This is a genomic window from Acinetobacter sp. A2 (assembly GCF_012371325.1).
In the GTDB taxonomy this organism is placed as follows: Bacteria; Pseudomonadota; Gammaproteobacteria; order Pseudomonadales; family Moraxellaceae; genus Acinetobacter.
The window spans coordinates 18,153-42,169 of sequence record NZ_JAAZQX010000022.1 but is presented as its reverse complement, the minus strand read 5'-3'; the positions used below and the strand labels follow the sequence as shown (position 1 = coordinate 42,169).

General features: G+C 42.7%; 19 protein-coding genes. 12 read left to right on the top strand and 7 right to left on the bottom strand.

Going from position 1 to position 24,017, the window contains the following annotated elements:
• The 5 genes from HHA43_RS13170 to HHA43_RS09455 form a co-directional block, all read left to right on the top strand.
• Positions 1 to 255: hypothetical protein (locus HHA43_RS13170; RefSeq protein ID WP_216076200.1), on the top strand; the 255-nt coding region annotated here is incomplete at its 5' end.
• A 68-nt stretch (positions 256 to 323) separates the two neighbouring features.
• Positions 324 to 1,241, top strand: a complete 918-nt coding sequence (locus HHA43_RS09470) for a VacJ family lipoprotein (RefSeq protein ID WP_168542505.1) — start codon at positions 324 to 326, stop codon at positions 1,239 to 1,241.
• A gap of 101 nt (positions 1,242 to 1,342) precedes the next feature.
• Positions 1,343 to 2,311: an RsbU family protein phosphatase GigA gene (gene gigA / locus HHA43_RS09465; RefSeq protein WP_168542503.1), complete on the top strand. Its 969-nt coding sequence runs from the start codon at positions 1,343 to 1,345 to the stop codon at positions 2,309 to 2,311.
• A gap of 113 nt (positions 2,312 to 2,424) precedes the next feature.
• Positions 2,425 to 2,952, top strand: a complete 528-nt coding sequence (gene gigB / locus HHA43_RS09460; RefSeq protein ID WP_168418886.1) for an anti-anti-sigma factor GigB — start codon at positions 2,425 to 2,427, stop codon at positions 2,950 to 2,952.
• 21 nt (positions 2,953 to 2,973) lie between these two features.
• Complete coding sequence (locus HHA43_RS09455) at positions 2,974 to 3,798, top strand: carbon-nitrogen hydrolase family protein (RefSeq protein ID WP_168418885.1); 825 nt, start codon at positions 2,974 to 2,976, stop codon at positions 3,796 to 3,798.
• Positions 3,799 to 3,936: 138 nt separating this feature from the next.
• Here HHA43_RS09455 and gspE read toward each other — a convergent pair whose 3' ends face one another.
• Complete coding sequence (gspE, locus tag HHA43_RS09450; protein WP_168418884.1) at positions 3,937 to 5,424, bottom strand: type II secretion system ATPase GspE; 1,488 nt, start codon at positions 5,422 to 5,424, stop codon at positions 3,937 to 3,939.
• A 103-nt stretch (positions 5,425 to 5,527) separates the two neighbouring features.
• On the opposite strand from gspE, the gene HHA43_RS09445 reads away from it, so the two are divergent.
• Both HHA43_RS09445 and HHA43_RS09440 read left to right on the top strand, forming a co-directional pair.
• Positions 5,528 to 6,349, top strand: a complete 822-nt coding sequence (locus HHA43_RS09445) for a hypothetical protein (RefSeq protein WP_168418883.1) — start codon at positions 5,528 to 5,530, stop codon at positions 6,347 to 6,349.
• 9 nt (positions 6,350 to 6,358) lie between these two features.
• On the top strand, positions 6,359 to 7,282 hold the full coding sequence (locus HHA43_RS09440; protein WP_168418882.1) for a mechanosensitive ion channel family protein: 924 nt from the start codon (positions 6,359 to 6,361) through the stop codon (positions 7,280 to 7,282).
• Positions 7,283 to 7,331: 49 nt separating this feature from the next.
• Here the strand turns inward: HHA43_RS09440 and HHA43_RS09435 are convergent, their stop codons facing one another.
• Positions 7,332 to 10,256 (bottom strand): DUF2339 domain-containing protein, encoded by a 2,925-nt coding sequence (locus HHA43_RS09435; protein ID WP_228284173.1) that lies wholly within the window; start codon positions 10,254 to 10,256, stop codon positions 7,332 to 7,334.
• A 227-nt stretch (positions 10,257 to 10,483) separates the two neighbouring features.
• On the opposite strand from HHA43_RS09435, the gene polA reads away from it, so the two are divergent.
• Positions 10,484 to 13,243: a DNA polymerase I gene (gene polA, locus HHA43_RS09430; protein ID WP_168542499.1), complete on the top strand. Its 2,760-nt coding sequence runs from the start codon at positions 10,484 to 10,486 to the stop codon at positions 13,241 to 13,243.
• Between the two features lie 149 nt (positions 13,244 to 13,392).
• On the opposite strand, the gene HHA43_RS09425 is transcribed toward polA, so the two are convergent.
• The 4 genes from HHA43_RS09425 to HHA43_RS09410 all read right to left on the bottom strand — a co-directional run bounded on the left by HHA43_RS09425 (position 13,393) and on the right by HHA43_RS09410 (position 18,177).
• Complete coding sequence (locus tag HHA43_RS09425) at positions 13,393 to 14,379, bottom strand: diaminopimelate dehydrogenase (protein WP_168542497.1); 987 nt, start codon at positions 14,377 to 14,379, stop codon at positions 13,393 to 13,395.
• A 285-nt stretch (positions 14,380 to 14,664) separates the two neighbouring features.
• Positions 14,665 to 15,150 carry a DUF934 domain-containing protein gene (locus tag HHA43_RS09420; protein WP_168418878.1) on the bottom strand — a complete coding sequence of 162 codons (486 nt, stop codon included), beginning with the start codon at positions 15,148 to 15,150 and terminating at the stop codon, positions 14,665 to 14,667.
• Complete coding sequence (locus HHA43_RS09415) at positions 15,143 to 16,786, bottom strand: nitrite/sulfite reductase (RefSeq protein ID WP_168418877.1); 1,644 nt, start codon at positions 16,784 to 16,786, stop codon at positions 15,143 to 15,145. Before HHA43_RS09415 ends, HHA43_RS09420 begins: the two co-directional genes overlap by 8 nt.
• Before the next feature lie 272 nt (positions 16,787 to 17,058).
• Positions 17,059 to 18,177: a CaiB/BaiF CoA transferase family protein gene (locus HHA43_RS09410; protein ID WP_168542495.1), complete on the bottom strand. Its 1,119-nt coding sequence runs from the start codon at positions 18,175 to 18,177 to the stop codon at positions 17,059 to 17,061.
• Between the two features lie 210 nt (positions 18,178 to 18,387).
• Here HHA43_RS09410 and HHA43_RS09405 point away from each other — a divergent pair, with 210 nt between their 5' ends.
• The 4 genes from HHA43_RS09405 (at position 18,388) to HHA43_RS09390 (ending at position 23,494) form a co-directional block, all read left to right on the top strand.
• Positions 18,388 to 19,398 carry an AraC family transcriptional regulator gene (locus HHA43_RS09405; protein WP_168461512.1) on the top strand — a complete coding sequence of 337 codons (1,011 nt, stop codon included), beginning with the start codon at positions 18,388 to 18,390 and terminating at the stop codon, positions 19,396 to 19,398.
• Between the two features lie 233 nt (positions 19,399 to 19,631).
• The gene (locus tag HHA43_RS09400) at positions 19,632 to 20,837 is read left to right on the top strand and encodes an acetyl-CoA C-acetyltransferase (protein WP_168542493.1); all 1,206 of its coding nucleotides are present in this window, start codon (positions 19,632 to 19,634) and stop codon (positions 20,835 to 20,837) included.
• Positions 20,838 to 20,847: 10 nt separating this feature from the next.
• Complete coding sequence (locus HHA43_RS09395) at positions 20,848 to 22,983, top strand: 3-hydroxyacyl-CoA dehydrogenase NAD-binding domain-containing protein (protein WP_168542491.1); 2,136 nt, start codon at positions 20,848 to 20,850, stop codon at positions 22,981 to 22,983.
• A 169-nt stretch (positions 22,984 to 23,152) separates the two neighbouring features.
• Positions 23,153 to 23,494, top strand: coding sequence for a hypothetical protein (locus HHA43_RS09390; RefSeq protein ID WP_168461516.1), 342 nt, complete (start codon positions 23,153 to 23,155; stop codon positions 23,492 to 23,494).
• Between the two features lie 99 nt (positions 23,495 to 23,593).
• Here the strand turns inward: HHA43_RS09390 and HHA43_RS09385 are convergent, their stop codons facing one another.
• Positions 23,594 to 24,016: a GNAT family N-acetyltransferase gene (locus HHA43_RS09385; protein WP_168542489.1), complete on the bottom strand. Its 423-nt coding sequence runs from the start codon at positions 24,014 to 24,016 to the stop codon at positions 23,594 to 23,596.
• Between the last annotated feature and the right edge of the window lies 1 nt (position 24,017).

The following is a 24,017-nucleotide window of genomic DNA, read 5'->3' as shown; positions in this document are numbered from 1 at the left end:
ACATGCAATGTTGATTTTATTTTCAAACCCATCTACTCAAAACAAACTCAATTAATCTTAAATCAATCAACCAAGCTGTTGTTTTTCAACAAGTTTTTATCAACATCACCGCCGATGGATGTGCATTATAGGCCAAATATTTTGCCATGCAAGGCTTTTTTCATAAAAATCATTACAGGCGTTGTTTTTTTGTTCAATTTAATTTTTTTAACACATATTTTGAGCAAATTTGCTTTAATACATCGTTCAAATTAACTGTTACTATATCCGCATCGGCTATTTAACAGCTTTTGCTTACTTAGATTTAAGCGCTAGGATTCTTTATGTATCAACAAAAATATCTTTGGGTGTGCCTTTTTTCTTTAGGATTCATCACCTCTACGCATGCAACAACCGCTTCAGTTGAAGAAGTTGAATCAGAAACTGCTGAAGTTATGGTTACAGATACGACTGAAACCAAAAGCAGTCGTTTAGATGCGCTTAAAGAATTAAAAAATGTAAAAGCCAAAGATTTAAAAGTGAATGCCAATGCAGCTCAGCCCGATGAAGTTAAAGACCCACTTCAACCTTTGAACCGTCAAATTTATGCTTTAAACGACATTTTGGACCGCAATATTGCACGTCCACTTGCGGTGCAATATACAGAAAAAGTACCTGGAGAAGTGCGCGGTTCTTATCGTCAATTTCGTAAAAACTTAGGTGAACCTTGGAATGCAGTCAATCAACTGATTCAAGGTCGTCCATTACGTGCAGTTAAAACTCTTGGACGTTTTAGCTTAAACACCATCACCACTTTAGGCATGGCTGACCCTGCACGTCGTTTAGGTTTAGACACTGAAGAAGAAAATTTTGGTACAACCCTAGGCTATTATGGCGTGCCATCGGGGCCTTATGTCATGTTGCCAATTTACGGCCCAAGCACCTTCCGTGATGGTTTTGGAACGCTAGTAGATGGTCAGGCTCGTCCGCAAAAGTATATTTTAGATGGCAATGACCGTTTATATTGGTCTGAGCAAGTCATGCGTGGTCTAGATACACGCTCTCAGCTTTTAGATGTAGAACAAGTTTTACAAGGCGATAAATATGCGGCAATACGTGATATTTATTTGCAACGTAAAAACTTTGAAATTGCAGAAAAGAAAGGACTAGATGCCGAAAGTATTTCTTTCGTGGACGATGAAACCGAAGAGTTTTTTGATGATCAAGAAGAAATAAATCTGCCTGATGAAAGCAAAGAATAATTTGTAAAACATTTTACTCAAGGTGAGTTTTTACTTTCCTTGAGTATTCAGGCATTGTTATAGTAACGCTTTGTTTAGGTTCAGGGTCAACATAAGCCTCTATGTATTTCATTCAACCCACACGTGATATTCCATATCTAGAACAGGTGCTCGACACACTTCCTAGTGTGCAAATGATTCACATAGATGACATCAGTTTGTATGATCCAACCATTATTGCCATTGCCGATGTGCAAGACTATTTAACCCATCAATGGAATTTACCCACCATTGTTTTAGCCTTTGAAGATGAAGGTACAGCCTTGGTTCAGGCTTGGGAACAAGGTGCTTTAGCGGGTTGGTTATGGAATCGTTTACCCGAAAACCCACCACACGCCCTACGCAAAATTGATGCGCAATATAAGCGTAATCAAGACAGTCGTGACTTACCTTCTGCTGCAGAACTACAAAAAAAATTACTGCCGAATCCAATTGAGCTTTGCAATTACCAAGTTGAAACGTTGTTTAAACCTTCGGCTTATTTATCGGGGGATTGGTTTGACTATTGGAAAATCAGCGACAAAGAAATTATGTTCTACTTGGCCGATGTTTCTGGACATGGTGTGACCAGCAGTCTGCTCACGTCATGGATGGCCGCGTTTCATGGCCGCTCTAAAACACCACGTGAATTGATTAAAAAATTAAATGGTATGTTGGTTCAAGAAAATATTGAAAAACATATCACCATGATTAGTGGGATTTTAAACATTGAAACCCACCAATTACGTTGGTCCAGTGCAGGGCATTATCCTCCTGCGATTATTTTTGAGCCCAATCAAGCACCTAAAATTTTAAATACCAGCAGCTTTCCTTTGGGGCTGACTGAAGATTTAGAGGTGGAAGAATTTGAATGTGTTTTAAATAAACAGGCACGTTTTATTATTTGCTCTGATGGTGCGCTTGAACCTTACAGTGGTGGCTTGAATGAACAGTTTGAGCAATTGATCTTTCATTTGCAAAATCAGTCCTTCCAAGCCCCTGACCATGTGGCAGATGACATTGCCATTTTGAGTTTATGCCGTACAAAATAAACGATTATTCAATCGCTTAACATCTACACCTCGCATATACGACTGTAAGCTACTTGAGTCTACATAGTCGCTATGGGATAATTATTTAATCCTTCTCTGCAAATGGCATTTATATGTCAACAGGTCATGTTGAATATGCAAGCTTGAATGGAACGCATATCTTTAAGCTTTTTGGCGAAGTGCGTGCCCAATCTTGTATTAGTCTAGACAAACTACTCAGTAAAATTGAACAGCAATCCAATGTGGTGGGTGCAATTGTAGATTTAACTCAAACCACATTTATTGACAGCACAGTTTTGGGCGTATTGGCTAAACTAGGCTTAAAACTCAAACAAGTGCATCAAATTCAAGCCGTCATGCTATCGACCAATCCAGACATTACTACCTTAGCCAACAGCATGGGCTTAGGACAAGTGTTTGTGATTCTGAATTACTGTGGCGATCCAACCGTCTGCACACGCGAGTTAGTGGAAGAGCATGTTACTCATAGCAATATGCTAACCACCGTACTTGATGCACACAAAACTCTCATGAAGCTGAATGAGAACAACCAAAATATGTTTGAGCCTTTGGTCAAACAGCTACAAAAAGAACAAGATACGCTGGATCAATGTGCTGAAAACAACCAGCAAAATGTCTGATCTCTTTACTGGAGCGCACCCATGACTTTACTTTCTGTTGCACAAATGAATTCTCAAAACGATTTGGAAGAAAATTTCAAAACCATTGAGACATTGATTCAACAAAGTAAAGCCGATGGTGCAGAACTGATCGTTTTTCCTGAAAATTTTGTCTGCTTTGCAGCGGGCAAGCAACGTGAAACTGCTGCAAAGTTTGAAACTATTCAACAGCGTTTAGAACAGCTTGCACATCAACATCAAATCTGGATTGTGGCGGGGACTTTGCCGTGCCCTTATCGCCCTGATGGCTCCACAATTGCTGATGGTCGTGTACGCACGGTCAGTTTATGTATTAGTCCTGAAAAAACTGAAGCACGTTATGACAAAATTCATTTGTTTGATGTGCAAGTGGGTGACTCTGTTGGTGGTTATCAGGAATCTAAATTTTTTGAACCTGGCTCTGAAACGGTAGTTGCAAAAACACCTTTTGGCAATATTGGCTTGATGGTGTGTTATGACTTGCGCTTTCCTGAATTGGCTTTAACTTTACGTGCTCAAGGTGCAAATATTTTAACAGCACCCTCAGCCTTTACTTACACTACAGGCCAAATGCATTGGCAATTGTTGTTGCAGGCACGTGGCATGGACAGTCAGTGTCAAGTACTGGGTGCAGCACAACAAGGTTGGCATGGTGAAAAACGCCAAACCTGGGGGCATTCAGGTGCAGCCAATTCACGTGGGCAACTATTGGCAATTGTGGAAAATGAAGGCGCTCAACTGATTACTGTACCCTTTGATTTAGCAGAACAAAGTAAAGTCCGTGAATCTATGCCCTTAATGCAGCATCGTCGTTTGTTGCAATTTTAATATTTTGATTTCATAAAATAATACCCATAAAAAAAGTTGATCATTTTTTGTGATCAACCTTTTTTATTTTAGATTATATGCCTCAACATCCTTAAGTCTTTTTATAGATCAGCATTTAATGATCTGTCATCGCCTAACTTATTCAGCTGCCTCATTGGTCACACGCAAGACTTCTTCCAAGGTAGTTTTACCTGCCAAAACTTTGCGCAAACCATCTTCACGAATTGAGCCAGACTGCTTTCTTGCATAATCTTCTAGTTCATATTCTGCGGCATTGCCATGAATCAAACGACGCATCGCTTCATCTACAGGCACAATTTCATAAATGGCGGTACGCCCTGTAAAACCGATATGTGAACAATGATCACAACCTTTCGGTTGCGGCAGTTTTAAATCGGTCGCATCTGTCACATTTTTAAACAGTTCTTTTTCAAAGTCATCTGCGTCATGCCACGTGGCACATTGTGAACATAAGGTACGCACCAAACGCTGTGCAATTACGCCAATTAGGGAGCTGGACAGCAAGAAAGGCTCAATTCCCATATCTTTTAAACGGGTAACCGCACCAATGGCAGTATTGGTATGCAATGTAGATAGCACCAAGTGACCTGTTAAAGACGCCTGCACCGCAATTTCGGCAGTTTCTAAATCACGAATCTCCCCCACCATCACCACGTCTGGGTCTTGACGCAGCATCGCTTTTAAAGCACGTGCAAAGGTCATATCCACTTTGGTGTTGACCTGTGTTTGCCCAATCCCTTCCAACTGATATTCAATTGGGTCTTCTGCGGTCAAAATATTTTTAGAGCCATCATTCAAGTCTGACAATGCAGCATACAAAGTCGTGGTTTTACCCGAACCCGTAGGCCCTGTGACCAAAATAATCCCGTGTGGACGATGCACCAATTGTTTTAGACGTTCATAGTCATTTTGCATAAGCCCTAGATGGGTCATGTTCAAACGACCTGCCTGCTTATCCAGCAAACGCATCACCACTCGCTCACCATGTGAAGATGGCAGTGTTGAAACACGTACATCCACCTCACGACCTGCCAATCTAAGCGAAATACGACCATCTTGCGGGATACGTTTTTCAGCAATATCGAGCTTGGCCATGACTTTAATACGTGACACCAACAACGGCGCCAATTCACGACGAGGCTGTACAATTTCACGTAGCTGACCATCAACCCGTAAACGCACCGACAGTTTCTTTTCAAATGATTCAATATGAATATCGGATGCACCAACCCGAATCGCTTCAGACAACAAGGCATTGATTAAACGCACAATGGGTGCATCATCTTCCTGATCCATTAAGTCTTCTGCTTCAGGTACAGAGTCTGCCAAACTGAGTAAATCAGGATGATCTTCCAGCCCTGCCGCGACTTGCTGAGATTCACCAGTATCGCCTGCAAAACTGCTGCTTAATAATTGATGAAACTCTTGATCGCTACAAAGTTGATGCTGCGCAGGATGCCCCAAAAAACGACGTGCTTCTTGAATCGCAAGCATAGGAGTATTTTCACGACGTACAATAAAGGCATGATCGCCTTCATAACGAATCAGTACCCCATGCCGTTTGGCAAAGCTATACGGTATTTGTAATTGTTTCAGTACTTGCATCAGCGATTATAATAATGATGAAAAAATTTAATTTGAGTGTACTCTAAGCGTATGACAGCGTGAAGTCTGTTTTTCACTGATTTATCAACAAAGGGATAGGCCATTGTCACAAAATCATGAGATTTCGGAACTCGATTCATCCAAATTAAAATGGTGGGGTGACTATGAGTTTGAGCTTAATCGTCCTAAAGCATGGCAATTTGGTTCATTGTTATTGCGTTTAACCCGCGGCATGCAAGAATGGCGTTTGGAATACTATCGTCCGCAAATTCAATATGATTATGAACAGCAATGGCACACGATTGATGATCCTGAATTTGCTTTTCCACAACCTGTGAAAGTTGAACGCTATATGTTCAAATCGACACAGAGCAAATTACAACTGATGCCACGTTTAGCAGACCGCTCTGTGGTGATTAAACCTGTCGATCCAATTTATATTCCTGCAGGGCAACGCGGTACACTGTATATCAGCACGCCACTTTGGATGGCAGGATTTGTAGATGGTCAACGTGAACCCATTTTTGACCTGCCTATTATTCGCCCCAAAGACACTTGGTTTGGCCCGAATCATCGTACGGGTGAAATTTGCTATGCCACGGCGGTGGATGGTCGTACTGAATTACATCAACTCAAACCACGTGCCTTTCGTGCAGTGACTCCAATTGAATTTCACAATACCAGTAATCAGCAATTGCGCTTTGACCGTATGAGTGTACCTGTACCTGCGCTGCCTTTATTTTTTAGTGAAAGTACAGGCCGTTTATGGACTTCACAAATTAGAGTCATGCATGAAGGTTTAGACCGCCCGCCACGGATTCGGATTGAAAACCGCACACCACCACATGCAGGTGAAGTCACCTATTTACAGCCACCACGTGAAACGGCAGGTGCGTTGTTTAATATGTTTGAGTCATTTTTCTAAGAGGATGTCATGGCAGATTCCAATATTTCCAAAGAAATCACCAACAGCCTCAAAGGGATATTTACCAGTGTCAATACAGATCGCTTGACCGAAATTTTGGTAGCAGTGGTACTGTCACTCATTGGTTTTTTAATTGCACGTTTTGTTTCCAATACCTTTGTACGTACCATCGGTGCGCGTTTTAATGCACATCAACGCCTGGTCTGGCGACGCGGAATTTTCTATTTTATTTTTCTGCTGTTTGTGATGGCTAGCCTTAAGGAGGCAGGCTTTAAGCTAAGTGTTTTCTTGGGCGCAGCAGGTATTTTAACGGTAGCACTTGGTTTTGCATCCCAAACATCAGCCTCTAACTTAATTAGTGGTATGTTCCTGATTGGTGAAGGCTCTTTTGAGGTGGGTGATACCATTCAAATTACCCTGATTCGTGGGCATACCATTGAGGGTGAAGTGATTTCAATTGACTTGCTTTCAGTGAAATTACTGACCCAAGACAATATTTATGTGCGTTTGCCCAATGAACAATTAATTCGTGCCCCTGTACATAACCTGTCCAAATTTCCAATACGGCGTGTTCCAATTACGCTCGCCATTAATTTCCATGAAGATATTATTAAAGTACGTGAAGTCTTGCTGAGTGTCGCCAATCAATATCCGCTAGTTTTATCTGACCCAAAACCAGCAGTGACGGTTACAGCTTTCCGAGAGTCTTCAATTGAATTGTTATTTGCAGTGTGGTGTCAGCAAGAAAACTTCTTAAAAGTACGTGATGAAATGCAAGAACGTATTCGTAATGGTTTCTTGGACAATTGCATTGAAATTCCTGTACCAAAAATGGGTTTTGTTGATCATCCATTATCACGCCCCTTGAGCAATGACGAACTTGATCAGTACGCCAATGCTAAAGAACTCAAACGAGAACCTGACTTAAAGTAATCGTTTTGAATCACACCCACTTCGTCATAAATACAACCTGAGCGCCATCTTAAGTTTTAGAAGATGGCGAACTGTTGTTTTTAGCAAGATCAGGTTCAGGAATTGGAGCAATATAGGCAATCAGCAGCATACCCAGTCCTGCCGCAAAGAATGAGAGTACCCGCATAAGAGTGCCAATATTGGATAAATCCAAAAGTACCAGTTTCAAGGTCACCATCACCAAAATACTGCTACCTAGAATCCATAAGGCACGTAATTGCTTGAAACTGGCAATCCACATTGCAATACATGCCAAACTGACCCAAAGTACAGTCAGGCTTAACTGTACGGTGGCATCTTGCCAAACGGCAATCTCGTTGATTGGCGTACCTAAATACAAATGCAAGGCACGCAAAAGAACATAACTGCTTAACCATAGCAGACTGACAACCATAATCACCGCAGCTAAGCCCTGATCTAAATCAGTTTTCCGCTGTAAATTCAGCATCCATAAAATAGCCACCAACATGGCGATACTGACCAGATCAAATGGATTCAAAATTGGCAAAACATAGCCATAAAATGCCTGCTCATTGAGCAGTTGTGAACACAACATCCAAAATAGCATTAAGACCAAGTTACTGCGCGCATACCAGAACATACGCCAGTCTGACTCTGGCTTTTGCCACCAGCACCATGCTGCAAATATCAGCGGTAAAATCACCACACTGCTATAAGGATGCTCAGGTAACAGCGTTAAACTTGCCAGTGCTAAGGCAGGAATCAGCCCTAAACTCACCCAGACTTTATCGGTGCGTACCGTCCATAAAGGGCGTAACCACAAAACACTGAGTAAAAGTGCAAATAGTGCAAATAGCATTCGCTCTGTGCCTGATACCCATTGGATTGCCCCATCATAATCACGGCTGATCACTAAAGATAAAGCAGCGAACATGACTGGAGTGAGTCCCAACCACTTTGGCAGTAGCCAAGACCACGTGGCCTGTCGTGAAAGTATGACTTCATTCATACATACATAGGCTGTGACGATTGCCAGCAGCGTCCAAACCATGGCATATTCGCCAGCTAAGCTATCTAGACCTAACCACAACCACAGACTGCTGGCAGACAGCAGCATGAAACAAAATATGCTGATCGTACCTGTGCTGAGTTGTTCTCGAAAATCTGCTTTGCTGTTGGCCATTAATACCACAGCGGCATAACTCAGACTAAGCACCCAGTAAATACTGGGTTCAAAATATGGCAGCTCCACCAAGTAATACAGTCCTGATAGCCCTGCAACAGCGAACAAACCTAAAGCCAAATAACGACTGATTGAAGAGACTTTAATTAAAGCAAAAGCAAAAACTGCCACACCTTGCAGTGCCCACCCAATCACGCTCCATTGCTCAGGCAATAAAATAGGCGGTATCAGCAAACTGAAAATCAGCATCAGACTAAAATAACTCTGTGCAATAAACTTGGTTTGTGAACGCTGTCGGGTCAGCGTATATAAGGCTGCAAAAACCACAGCAAAGACCAGACTAAAAGCCGCTTGCCATCGAGTTTCTTCAAAATACATCACATATAAATAGGCGTAGGCGACAATAGGTGCACCAAAAATCAGGGCAAGGTCCAAAATAGGTTTGAATTGGAAAGTGGCGACATCATCCTGTGCCAAGAGTTGACTAAAGCGAAAACCGAGCCAAATAAAAATTGCCGCATGTGCCAACAATAAAGCACTTAAAACCTGACGTTCAAACACATATCCATGATAAAAGGCATAGCCACCACCCACGATAGCCGTCATTAAAAATGCAACCTGATTCAGGTATTTCCAAGGGCGCACACTGCTTAAAATTGCTACCGCGACGTTAATCCCTAAATAATAGGCAATCAATTCAATGGCTGTAGCATTGCGAACAGGTAAGGTAAAGGGCGCAAAATAAGCAATCAACATTGCCATTAATGCCAGTTCGATGGACTGTTGTTTCAAACTCAGCCAAAGTGTGAGCAACATTACAGCGATAAAACACACACTGGCTATCGCTAAATTGGGAATGACCAAATTGTAATAGGCAAAAAACAAGGTCAGACACAGCCCTGCCAAACCTAAACCTTGCACCCCTAAAGCAAAGCTCCGATTTTTTGCACGTAGCAAATAACCCAATACAGTCACCGCAGCACTTACAGCTGCAACAAACATGAGTTTGACTGCCAAACTAAATTGCCAATGTTCGGTGGCAAAGCGTAGCAGCAACACCACACCTATTAACAATACGACAATGGCGACTTTCAAGACAGGATTGCCGTGCAATAACCATGTTTGCGCCTGCTCGAGTAAACTAGGATGAGATGTCCGTGTTTGTGATGATGTCTGCGCAGGTGGATGAATGAAATCTTGATTTACAGCATGACTTTCAACAAAATACTGTTCTGCTTGAGTTGCCAAAATAGCTTGAGATGGAACTGACTGAGTCGATAACTCAGAAGAATTGTCTGCCCCAGTCTGTGCTAAATCAATTCTCGATTCAGCAATGTCATCTTCTGGCGTGTATTTCCTTTCAGGTATAGCATTTTGAAGGGTAACAGTTGCTGCTACATCTGTAGTGGTTACATACGGTGCTGATGTATTTGTAGTAGACACCTCTGTTTGAGATGCACTTGTTTGCTGCCGTTGCTGAATTTGATAAACTGCCTGCTCCAAACGAGAAAGCCAACGCAACAACAGAAAAATCCATGCACCCACAGCAAGCGACACAATCAAATACCAATCCAGCAACATACCCAGCATGGCAATCATTGCTGCCAAATACATCGGCACTTTTGAAGTAGGTACATAGCGCATAGTTCGTGCATCTATGTTGTATTCCAAGGCTTGTTGCACGCGCCCACCATACAGCATGATACTCATACCCGCCGCAATCGCGCACACATAACTCAGCATGGGTACATCCAACCACCATGCACCCATTGCAACAACCATCAATACCATGAACCAAATGATTCGAATTTCACTCTGCCTTGTCTGCATTGCTCTTCATTGTGCTTATATTTTCTCTTGGCTCTGATCATACAACAGCCAGCCTGATTCTGAATCAGGATTCATCAGCAATTCAGTAACCGCTTCGACCGCTTGTCCACTTGCACTAAAAATCAGTTTCTGCGACAACTGCAAAAATCACGTACAATAAACTGCTTATTTGCAGAAGGAATCAATCCATGCCACCATTTGTCTTGGTCGATGGCTCATATTTTCTATTTCGTGCCTTTCACGCACTACCACCATTAACCACGTCAACTGGTTTACATACCAATGCAATTCGTGGAGCAATCTCTGCGATTCAAAAACTCATGCGTCGCACCCAGCCAACCCACATGGCTGTTATTTTTGATACGCCTGAACCAACTTTTCGCCATGAATTATCACCTATCTATAAAGGTGACCGCCCAAGTATGCCTGAAGAGCTATCTCAGCAAATTCCATACTTACATGCCTTAATTCGTGCCTTGGGTATTCCGTTATTTATGCTGCCTGGCGCTGAAGCCGATGACATTATTGGCACACTGGCCAAACGTGCAGAGGCCGAAGGACAGCAAGTACTGATTTCTACTGGCGATAAAGACATGGCGCAATTGGTGACTGAAAAAGTCACCCTTGAAGACAGCTTCAAAGAAAAGCCGATGGATGTTCAGGCGGTGTTTGACAAGTTTGGAGTATGGCCTCATCAAATTATTGATTACCTGACCCTAATGGGCGATGCCTCGGATGGCATTATGGGCGTACCTGGTATTGGTGCCAAAACTGCAGCCAAATTGCTGACCGAATACGGCTCCATTGGTGCTATTTTAGAAAATGCCGACAATATTAAAGGCAAAGTTGGACAAAATATTAAAGATAACGCAGATGGCATCGCATTAGACCATCAACTGGCCAGTATCGTTTGTGATTTGGACTTGGACTTTGGTTATTCTGAGCTAAAACTACAAGAACCAGATGTCGAAGCCTTACGTAATTTATATACCGAACTTGAGTTCCGTAATCAGCTGCAATCGCTGGATCATCCAAATAATCCAAACAACCGTAATTATCAGCAAGCGGCAAAAACAGTGACACCACCGACAACCAGTGAAATTGCGACAGAAGATCAGGCCACTCAAAGTAGCGTAGATGATCAACTGGGTTCTGCAAGCTATCACACCATTTTAGATGCACAGCACTGGGATGCCTTACTGCAACGTCTGAATACGGCACAGCGTTTCGCATTTGATACGGAAACCACCAGTCTAGATTATCGAGTTGCGGAAATTGTTGGTTTTTCTGTGGCGTTTGATGCAAAAGATGCCTATTACGTGCCTTTAGCACATGATTATGTAGGCGCACCACAGCAGCTCAACCGTGATCAAATCTTGGCGCAAATCAAACCTATTTTAGAAAATAATGCGGTCGAGAAAATTGGGCACCATTTAAAATATGATGCGCATGTGCTTGAAAATCATGGTATTCATTTACAAGGTTGGTATTTCGATACCATGCTGGCATCTTATGTGCTCAACTCAATTGCAACTCGACACGGCATGGATGATGTGGCACGTTTATATTTAAGTCACCTGACTACATCGTATGAGCAAATTGCAGGCAAAGGCGTTAAACAAAAAACCTTCAATCAAATTGAAATTGAAACGGCTGCACACTACGCTGCAGAAGATGCGCATGTCACTTATCGTTTATATGAAGTGCTGTCTGCGAAGCTACAAAAACATCCTGAATTGGTCAATATTTTGCACAACATTGAAATGCCTGTGGCTCGTGTGCTGACCTGTATGGAAGAAAACGGCATTCAACTTGACCTGAAATTTTTAGATCAATTAGGTGTCGATTTTGCCCAAACCATGCAAGATTTGGAAAATCAAATTGTAAAGTTGGCTGGTGAAAACTTTAACGTCAGCTCACCTAAACAAGTGGGTGAAATTCTGTTTGATAAGCTTGGGCTTAAAGGCGGCAAGAAAACGGCCACAGGTCAATACAGCACCAGTGAAAGTGTTCTGGAAAAAATTGAACATCCGATCAGTGGCTTAATTTTAGACTACCGTGGCTTATCTAAGCTAAAAAGCACCTATACCGATGGTTTGCTGAAACAGGCAAATAAGGATACGCATCGGGTGCATACCAGTTATCACCAAGCCTTGACCGCAACGGGACGCTTATCTTCCACCGATCCAAACCTACAAAACATTCCTATTCGTACTGAAATTGGCCGCCAAATTCGTAAAGCCTTTGTTGCACCTGAAGGCCGTGTGCTGTTGGCAGCCGACTACTCACAAATTGAATTACGTTTGATGGCTCATTTTTCACAAGATGATGCCCTGCTTGATGCTTTTAATCACGGGCAAGACGTACACCGTCGTACTGCTGCAGAAGTTTTGGGTATTGCTTTGGAAGATGTGACTTCAGACCAGCGTCGTCAGGCCAAAGCCGTAAACTTCGGCTTACTTTATGGTATGTCTGAATTTGGCTTGATTCGTCAGCTAGGTTTTACTCGTGAAGAATCACAAAACTACATCAAACAATACTTCCAGCGCTATCCGGGCATTTATGAATATATGCAACGTACCCGCCAAGTTGCACTTGAACAAGGTTTTGTAGAAACCATTTTAGGGCGTCGCCTGTACACACCAGATATTGATGCACGGAATATGATGGTACGTAAAGCGGCTGAACGTGCGGCCATTAATGCACCACTGCAAGGTTCTGCTGCTGACATTATTAAAATGGCGATGATTGAAGTCGATAAAATGTTGCCTCAGGCACAGGCCAAAATGTTATTGCAAGTACACGATGAATTGGTATTTGAAGTCGATGCGGATGCTGCCGATGAACTTGCACCACAGTTGGCGCAAGTCATGCAATCTGTGGTGGAAATTTCTGTGCCATTACTGGTAGAAGTAGGTAAAGGCAATAACTGGGATGAGGCGCACTAAAGGATTAGTGCTTTTCACCTAAGCGAATGAAAGCAAAGACGGTAAATATTTGCCCTTTGAGTAAAAACAGCAACATCTTCGCCTAAACATTTCAGCCACAAAAAAGGACTCAATTGAGTCCTTTTTTGCTTTTAACCCCTAGGGCAAATTTAGAGTATTTCTTTACGCAATTGCTCTGGCGATTTCATTGAAAGTAAGCCTGGTGCAACATCAAAAGCGGTTTTAGCACCATACTGCTGCATTTGGTTTAAACGGTAGCAAGCACGTGCATAAGCGACGAGAACACTTGCAGTAAACTCGGGGTTACTCTCTAGTTTTAAAGAAAACTCAAGCACTTGCTTGTGTTCATCACTGGTGTTACCACTGCGAATCACAAAGCCACCATGCGGCATACGTTGGTGATCTTTAGCTAAAGTCGCTTCATCAATAAAGTTAACCGTGGTGTCATAATCTGCAAAGTAATCAGGCATGGTTACAATTGCTTGTTCCACAGCTGCTGCATCTGCACCATCTTCAAGTACCACATAACACTCACGGGTATGTTTGTCTTTGGTACTTAATTCAGGGCGCGAACCACTACGTACTTTTTCCATCGCTTCAGTTGAAGGAATGGTGTATTGCACGCCCGCTTTAACGCCATCCACACGACGAATTGCATCTGAATGTCCCTGACTTAAACCCTTACCCCAAAAGGTATACGTTTCGCCATCTGGCAACAATGCTTCACCAAATAAGCGGTTGATGGAGAACATACCAGGATCCCAACCAATAGAAATCATGGCAGTTTTCTGATTAGCTGTAGCTGGTGCATCTACAGCAGCATAATATTCAGGAATACGCGCATGGGTATCAAAACTATCGACAATATTGAACTGGCTAGCCAATACAGGGCCTTGCTGTGGTAAATCGTCTTTTGAACCACCACATAAAATAAGCACATCAATTTTGTCTTGGAAATCTGACAATGAATCTACGTGAAACATTTGTGTTTCAGCAAAACAAGGCGAAACCGCTTCAGGTGCACGACGAGTAAAAATACCCACCAATTGTAAATCTGGGTTTTTCTGGATAGCCGTTTCAACACCACGACCTAAATTGCCATAACCAGCAATACCAATACGGATAGAATTTTGCATAAAGACAAATCACTTCATCATGAAAAAATTAAAAAACAAATCAGATGATGATCTATTTTAAATCACCATCTTGATGCGTTTTGCATGCAGCACACAACACCACAGCAGAATTTCGAGGTGCAGAAGCGTGTTTATACTACAGTACTTTGCACCAAATTAAAGCATGAAGAATAACGAAAAAACAATCCATACTCTAAATTTCAAACAAACAAAAAGCCTGCAATGCAGGCTTTTTTTGCAACAGAATCAATACTGTTTTCAGGTCTAATACTTAAGTGTTTAAACTTAAGCACCTGTCTGATAATTCGGTTTTGGTACAGCAGTCGATGCTTGATAAGGATGGGTAAAGTCGGCTAAGCCGGCAGCTGCCTCGCTGACATCTTTACCTTCTTTGATCACGAAAGTATCAAAACCTGCACGCTTCATGTAGTTCAGTACATCTTTAAATACATCACCTACGGCACGAAGTTCGCCCTGAAAACCCTGACGGCGCAATAACGCTGCAAACGAATAACCACGACCATCATTAAAACCAGCGAATTCAATAAAAATCGCATCTAGTTCAGCAAGCGGAAATTCATGGTTTTCTGGAGAAGCATCTACGGTGAGATACAACGCTTTTTTACCTGAAACTTGCGCCAACTGATCAAGTTGCTCAACGCTTAACACTACATCACCTTGAGGTAATGCAGCATCTTCAGCAATCACTTGATAAGTATTTTCTGCAATCGTGCCATCTTTTGCGAGCACAGGCAGTGCGGTATTAAGCATAAGCACGCTCCTTAAATGGCTGGATGCCGACACGACGATAAGTGTCGATAAAATCTTCACCCTCGGTACGCAAGTCTAAATAGGTATTTAAAATTTCTTCCACGACATCTGGAATCACTTCAGCAGCAAATGATGGCCCTAAAATATCGCCAATTGAAGCGTCATGATCGGCATGACCACCGAGGGTAATTTGGTAGAATTCTGCGCCTTTTTTATCGACACCTAAAATTCCGATATTCCCCACGTGGTGGTGACCACATGCATTCATACAGCCCGAAATATTCAAATCCAATTTACCAAGGTTGTAGATGGTATCTAGATCATCAAAACGGCGTGAAATCGCTTCTGAAATTGGAATTGATTTTGCATTAGCAAGCGAGCAGAAATCACCGCCTGGGCAGCAAATAATATCGGTAATAAAGCCAATATGCGCACGTGCCAAGTTGTTGGCATCTAACACTTGCCACAAGGCAAATAAGTCTTTTTGTGGTACATCTACCAAAGCAATGTTTTGCTCGTGTGTGGTACGCAACTCGCCAAAGGTATATTGATCGGCCAAGTCTGCAATCAAATTCATTTCTTCGGTGCTCATGTCACCCGGTGCAATACCCGCACGTTTTAAAGAAATCGTGACAATGCGGTAACCCTGCACTTTATGTGCATTGGTATTGATGTTGAACCATTGCTTGAATTTTGGATACTGTGCAAACAGTTCGCTAAAATCTTCATCGGCATAGTTTTGATAAGCAAATGGCGTGAAGTTTTCATCCATTTTCTGCAAAGTTTCTGCATCAATTTTTAAAGTTTTCACTGTATGTGCAAACTCAGCTTCAACTTTTTCTGCAAATACTGCTGGCGTTAACGCTTTTACCAAAATCTTGATACGTGCTTTATATTTATTGTCACGGCGACCGTGTAAGTTATAGACACGCAATACTGCTTCTAAATAAGCAATCAAATCTTCACGTGGCAAGAATTCACGAATCACACTACCAATAATTGGCGTACGGCCTAAACCACCACCCACTTTAATTTGGTAACCCGTTTCACCTGCCGCATTTTTAACAATATATACGCCAATGTCGTGAAACGCAGTCGCTGCACGATCCACTTCTTCAAGTGCTGAAACAGCAATTTTGAACTTACGTGGCAAGAATGCAAATTCAGGATGGAAGGTAGACCACTGACGAATTAATTCACAAGTCGGACGAGGGTCGGCAATTTCACCTGCCACAACGCCTGCATATTGGTCTGTGGTGGTGTTACGAATACAGTTGCCTGAGGTTTGAATAGCATGCATTTGTACTGTTGCAAGCTCAGCTAGCATATCTGGCACATTTTCAAGTGCAGGCCAGTTAAACTGAATATTTTGACGTGTTGATACGTGTGCATAACCACGGTCATAGTCTTTGGCCAGCTGCGCCACTTTACGCAACTGCTTAGAGTTCATCAGACCGTAAGGCACAGCAATACGCAACATTGGCGCATAGCGTTGTACATACAAACCATTTTGCAGACGTAATGGACGATATTCGTCTTCAGTCAATTTGCCTGCTAAATAACGTTCCGTTTGGTCACGGAACTGTGCAACACGTTCATTAATCAGTTGCTGATCGAAATCAGTATATAAATACATGGCGTACAGCTAGTCATTTCTATTATCACGGCTGACAGCATAGCGAGATTCAATCTATCAACAAAATGTGTTTTTTACATATTTCTTAGCGATTTTATTGATAAGACATTGCAATGGCACAGCCTGCAAGCCTTTGCCGAAATTTCCAGACCTTTTACATAGCTATCACAAAATAATGCATGCTTTAGCACTTTTTATGCTAAAGCATCTATCTTCGTTTTTATTTCGTGTTTAAGTTGAGTTTCCTACATATTTTTAGCTATTGAGCATGATCACCATTGTCCTACACCTAAAGCCTGCCCAATATAGTCATAGCGCATTTTTGAACGTGAAAATTTAATAGGACAAGCCAACTGAGTTTCGGTTTGTGTGGCATTGCCTTGGATTGGAACATTTACAGTCCAACCACGCTGCTGTGCCAAGGGGGAATGTAAAGCTTCATCTAAAGTTAAAACTGGTTCTACACAAACATCGTGTTGTGCAAAGATATGCTGCCACGTGGCAAAATTTTGCGCTTTAATCTTGGCCTGAATGGCTTGTTTCACTTGTATATGGTCTTGCGGGTCTAAAGATGTGCCTTTTTCGAGCAAAATGGGCAAATCTAAAATTTGTGCCAAGCCTTGCATAAATTGTGGCTCTAAGCTGCCCACCGAAAGATAACGACCATCGGCCGTTTCATAATAGTCATAATAACTGCCTCCATTTAAGTAAGATTGCTCAGCATATTGAGGCTCCTGTGCCGCCAAAACGGCAGAAGCTGCCATATTGTTTAATGTGGCTGCACAATCGGTCATCGAAATATCAATATATTGCCCTAAGCCACTGCGCTGACGCTCAATCACCGCACTCAAAATTCCAACCAAAGCATGCAATGAACCACCTGCTACATCGGCCACCTGAATACCTAGCGGTGGCGGCCCGCCTGCTTGACGTCCGCTGTGCCCTGCAATTCCCGCCAAGGCTAAATAATTAATGTCATGCCCTGCCCGATGTTTATAATCGCCCGTTTGCCCATAACCTGTAATGGAACAATAGATCAGTCGTGGATTAATTTTTGCCAAGCTGGCATAGTCCAGCCCTAAACGCTGCATCACACCAGGCCTAAATTGCTCCAATACAATATCGAACTCACCAATTTTGTCCAAAATCAATTGAATGCTGTCTGGCGATTTTAAATCGAGAGTAATGGACTGTTTGTTGCGGTTTAAATAACTGTGTGAAGTGGCCTGTCCATTGGCATAGGGCGGAAACATACGAATTAAGTCAGGCCTTGTCGCAGACTCAATATGAATCACCTCTGCACCCATATCTGCCAAATATAAACTTGCAAATGGGCCAGGCAACAAGGTGGAAAAATCTAAAACTTTTAAACCGTTCAGTGCATGTGTCATTGTTGTGATTACGCCATTTTTTCTGATTTTCCGTTTATCTTATAAACACTAAAACTGTAACACAATGTCATCTTCAGCCATTTACCTTGATCATTTCGGCAATTTATTATGTAAAATAAGTAAAATTGGTATTGTAAATTGCCAATTTCAATTTTTTAGCGTCATTTAGGTCAAGCTTACGTGAATACAAAAGAGACTGAAGGATTTAACATGAGCCGAGATACCATTAGTATCCATTTTGTCAATGCTGCGCTCACAGGTGTCAAACGACTCGGTATGGATGTCGAAACCTTATTATCTCATGTCGGTATTGAGGCGGAACTGCTGCGCCAACCGAAAGCACGTATTTCACCTGAACAATACACGCGCTTTATAAAAATGTTGTGGATGGTGACTCAAGACGAGCACGTTGGCTTTGACAGCCAACCACGTCGTTTAGGAACATTCGCAATTATGTGTCAATTGGTGATTCACGCCAAAACACTGGGCGATGCCTTAGAACTCTCCTCTCAATTCTACAAACTGTTTGGTGATGACTGGTCTGTAACCTTAGAACGTGACAAACACGAAGCACGCCTAGTGCCGTCTATTCCACAATCTATGGATCCTGATCACTTCATTACTGAAAGCATGTTAATGATTTGGCACGGCTTGGCCTCTTGGCTAATAGAGCGTCGCTTGCCTTTAGAGCGTGTGCATTTTGGCTATCCTCGTCCTGCACATGCAGATGAATACGATGCGCTATTCTTTGCACCTGTAATGCAATTTGATATGCCACGTACCGAAATTACCTTTGCAGCTGACTATTTGGATTTACCAATTCGTCAAACGCAGGAAACTTTAGACGAGTTCTTAAAAACTGCACCTGCACAATTGTTAGTGAAATTTAAAAACACCAATTCTTTAACTTCACGTATTCGCGATGTGTTAAAGAGTCAGATTGGCGAAGAAATGCCAACCCTGAACGATGTTGCTTCTATGCTGTACTTATCGCCACAAACTTTACGTCGTCGTTTGGCAGCAGAAGGCAAAAGCTATCAAGGGGTGAAAGATGCCTTGCGTCGTGATGCAGCGATTCACTTGCTACTCAATCCTGAACTGACCCTTGAAGATGTCGCACAACAAGTTGGCTTTAGTGAAACCAGTACCTTCCACCGTGCATTTAAAAAGTGGACTGGTGTAACCCCTGGTTTATATCGTCAGTTGCATGGTTATCATTAATTCACAACTAAAAATTCACACTCACCTGTGATTCCAGTTAATCGCCCTTGCACACTGCAAGGGCTTTTTTTAAGTACCACACAGCACTTTCCTCATCCACAACAGTAATCAAACCATACTGCAGTATTGGCAAAAAACTTCACTGACCTGTACCGTTCTCATCATTGCACTTCAGCATTTTCTGTTTACACTCAAAAGCAATCACTAAGAAAACTATCGACAAAGGATTGATTATGAGCGAGGCCTATATCATTGATGCCATTCGCACCCCGCGCGGCAAAGGAAAAAGAGATGGTGCTTTACATGAAGTAAAACCTATTCGCCTACTCACCACCTTATTGAATGAATTACAGCAACGACATAACTTAGACACCTCTCAAGTCGATGATATTGTTTTAGGCTGCGTCACACCTATAGGTGATCAAGGTGCAGATATTGCCAAAACTGCAGCAATTGCCGCAGGTTGGGACAATGATGTTGCAGGGGTACAAATCAATCGCTTTTGTGCTTCAGGCTTAGAAGCCGTTAATTTAGCAGCACAAAAAGTTCGTTCAGGTTGGGAAGATTTAATTGTTGCGGGCGGTGTGGAGTCTATGTCACGTGTGACAATGGGTTCAGATGGCGGTGCTTGGGCATTTGATCCTGAAACCAATATGGCCTGTGACTTTATTCCACAAGGTATCGGGGCTGACTTAATTGCCACACTCGATGGTTATAGCCGCACCGAGGTCGATCAATTTGCAGCTGCATCTCAACAAAAAGCAGCAGCAGCCCAAGCTTTGGGATATTTCGAGCGCTCCATCGTACCAGTTAAAGATCAGGCGGGTGTGGTCATTTTGGCACAAGACGAATTTATCAAACCACAGACCACGGCTGAAAGCTTGGCTCAGCTTAAACCAAGTTTTGCAACGATGGGGCAAATGGGGTTCGATGCCATCGCCCTGCAAAAATACCCTGAAGCTGGACAAGTCAATCATGTGCATCATGCAGGCAATTCATCGGGTATTGTAGATGGTGCAGCACTGGTCTTGATTGCATCTGAACAAGCGGTACAGCAACAAAACTTAAAACCTCGCGCTAAAGTTTTAGCCACTGCATTGGTCGGCACAGACCCTGCGATCATGCTTACAGGGCCAGCACCTGCAGCACGTAAAGCCTTGGCCAAAGCAGGACTCAACATTGAAGATATTGACCTATTTGAAGTCAATGAAGCCTTTGCCGCTGTGGTGATGCGTTTTATCACGGAACTGAAAGTTGACCCTGCCAAAGTGAACGTAAATGGTGGTGCAATTGCCTTGGGGCACCCTTTAGGTGCGACAGGTGCCATGATTTTAGGCACTTTGTTGGATGAGTTAGAACGACAAGATAAAAAACGCGGCATGGCCACATTATGTGTAGGTGGTGGTATGGGAATTGCCACCATTATTGAGCGAGTATAAGGAGTACAAAATGAGCGCCATTCACTATCAAAAAAATGCCGATAATATTGTCATTCTAACTTTTGACTCGCCAAATCAATCTGCCAACACCATGAATGCAGACTTTCGAGATGCGCTGCAACAGGTCATACAACAATTACAGGCTGATGAACAAGTAGCGGGCATTATCATGGCCTCTGCAAAAAAAACCTTTTTTGCAGGCGGTGACTTAGATGAACTGATTCAGACTCAACCTGAACAGGCCACAGCTTTTTTTGAGATGATTGAAAGCTTAAAAGCGCAGCTACGTTATATCGAAACCCGTGGTATTCCTGTGGTGGCTGCCTTGAATGGCACAGCACTTGGCGGTGGTTGGGAACTGGCATTGTGCTGTCATCATCGTATTGCTATTCATAACCCCAAAACTAAATTTGGTCTGCCTGAAGTAACGCTAGGCTTATTACCAGGCGGTGGCGGAATTGTGCGGATGGTGCGCTTACTAGGCTTACAAACTGCCCTGCCACTTTTAATGGAAGGCAAACAACTGAGTGTAGAAAAAGCACAAAGTTTGGGTTTGGTGCATGAGCTTGCTAACAATGAAACAGAACTGCTCAGCAAAGCCAGTACATGGATTTTGGCACACCCACAATCACAACAAGTGTTTGATGCCAAAGGCTATAAAATTCCAGGCGGAACACCTGCAACACCTGCTGTAGCACAAATGCTTTCAATTGCCCCTGCCATCTTACGTGATAAAACCAAAGGCTGTTACCCTGCGCCTGAAGCAATTCTGGCGGCAGCGGTTGAAGGTGCTCAGGTCGATGTTGATACGGCGCTGCGAATCGAATCACGCTATTTTACTCAGCTTGCGACAGGCCAAATTTCTAAAAATATGATTGGCACGTTCTGGCATGGCTTAAATGCAATTAAATCTGGGATGAGCCGCCCTAAAGAGATTCCTGTCAATTCAGTACAAAAAGTCGGGATTTTAGGTGCAGGCATGATGGGCGCAGGAATTGCCTACGCAACCGCAACTAAAGGCATTGCGGTGGTGCTCAAAGATGTGTCTATTGAACAGGCTGAAAAAGGCAAAGCATACAGCCAAAAACTGCTCGATAAACAAGTTGCCCAAGGCCGTATCCATGCAGAACGTGCTGCACAAATTCTTGCCCAGATCCATCCAACCGCACAGGCAACAGATTTACAAGGCTGTGACTTAATCATTGAAGCTGTATTTGAAAATACTGCACTTAAAGCACAAGTTACACAGGAAGCAGAAGTATTTTTGCCTGAAGATGGTGTGATGGCCTCTAATACCTCGACCTTACCCATTAGTGAGTTGGCGCAAGCAGCACAAAATCAAAACCGTTTTATTGGTCTGCATTTCTTTAGCCCTGTCGATAAAATGCCGCTGGTGGAAATTATTAAAGGAAAAAATACAGATGCAGCCACGTTGGCTAAGGCTTTCGATTTTGTGCAACAAATTGGCAAAACCCCAATTGTGGTGAATGACAGTCGCGGCTTTTTTACCAGTCGGGTGTTTGGCACCTTTGTACAAGAAGGTTTGCGTTTACTGGCCGAAGGCGTGCACCCTGCAAAAATTGAAATGGCAGCTTTAAAAGCAAGTATGCCTGTAGGTCCACTTGCCATTCAAGATGAAGTATCTTTAACACTGTCGGAACACGTGGCACAAGAAGCGCGTAAAGCATTGCAAGCACAGGGGAAAGATCGCGCCGCTTCTCCTGCAGATGATGTCATTCAAACCATGATTCATCAGTTTTCACGTCAAGGCAAAGCCGCAGGTGCAGGTTTTTATGACTACCCAGAACAAGGCAAAAAACAACTGTGGGCAGGCTTAAGCCACTGGTATAAAAACACTGAAATATCTGAACAAGACATGATTGATCGGTTCTTATTTGTGCAAGCGCTAGACAGCTTACGCTGCTTAGAAGAAGGTGTTTTAGAATCTGTGGTTGATGCCAATGTTGGTTCAATTTTTGGTATTGGCTTCCCTGCATGGACGGGTGGTGCTTTGCAATTCCTTAATCAATATGGTTTAGATCAGGCTTTAGTACGCGCGCAGCAATTATCAGCAGAATATGGTGAGCGCTTTAGCCCACCTCAACTCTTGCAAGAGCGTGTTGCTGCAGGTGCTAAAGTCATTTAGCCATTTAGTCCCATACTTCACAATTCAAGAGGGATACACCATCCCTCTTTTTATTTGATTAAAATCACCCCAAAAAGCTAACACGCACAGAATTTAATCCGTTTTTTATGCATTTTATGTTATAAAGTTACATAATTTTAAGATATAGATTCAAATTGGGTAGATACACATGACTGAACACCTTACTCCTGAAAAATCGCCTTGGGGTTGGAAAGCACTCTTTATTTTCTGTATTTTGGGTGGAATATTCATGTTTATTTTCTGGTTGGCCGTTACCAATGAACCAGATTACATGCCAAGCCAGCAACAAAAGCAAAATACCCAACAACATGCGTTTAAAAATGCACCAGCTATGTCACAAGAAGCAATTGCAAAGGCACAAGCTGACCGTGAAGCTCGAGAAGCGTTAAAAGCTGCACCTACAGCAGATGCACATGCTATGACTGAAACTGAACATGCTGCTATGCCTGAAAGCCACGAGCAAGCACCTGCCAACACGCATGGACATTAATTTGCGCTAGCAGAAATCAATCAAAAAAATCGCCATGTTTCCAATGAAACATGGCGATTTTTTATAAAAGCCAAATAATAAAAAATAAATGAGGAAAAATCAGAACTGCAAACGCATATCCACATGCGGAATACCACAGTCTAAATATGATTCACCTTCAACGTAAAAACCTAAACTTTGATAAAACGGAATTGCATGCACCTGTGCAGACAACTTGACCTCTGGGCGGCACTGCTGCCGTGCCAGTTGAATAATATGCTGCATCAACACACGTCCGAGACCTAAACCACGCTGCGACTTCAATACAGCCACACGACCAATACTATGATTTTCCAACAAGCGTGCTGTTGCAACAGCTTGCCCTGCTAGATAAACAACAAAATGCAAGGCAATTGCGTCTTGTGCATCCCACTCATCTTCAGGGGAAATGTGCTGCTCTTGTATAAACACCTGCTCACGAATGGGTTTAGCATCTGCAGCTAGGCGCGCCCAATCATCCGACTGAATTTCATAATTTTGCATT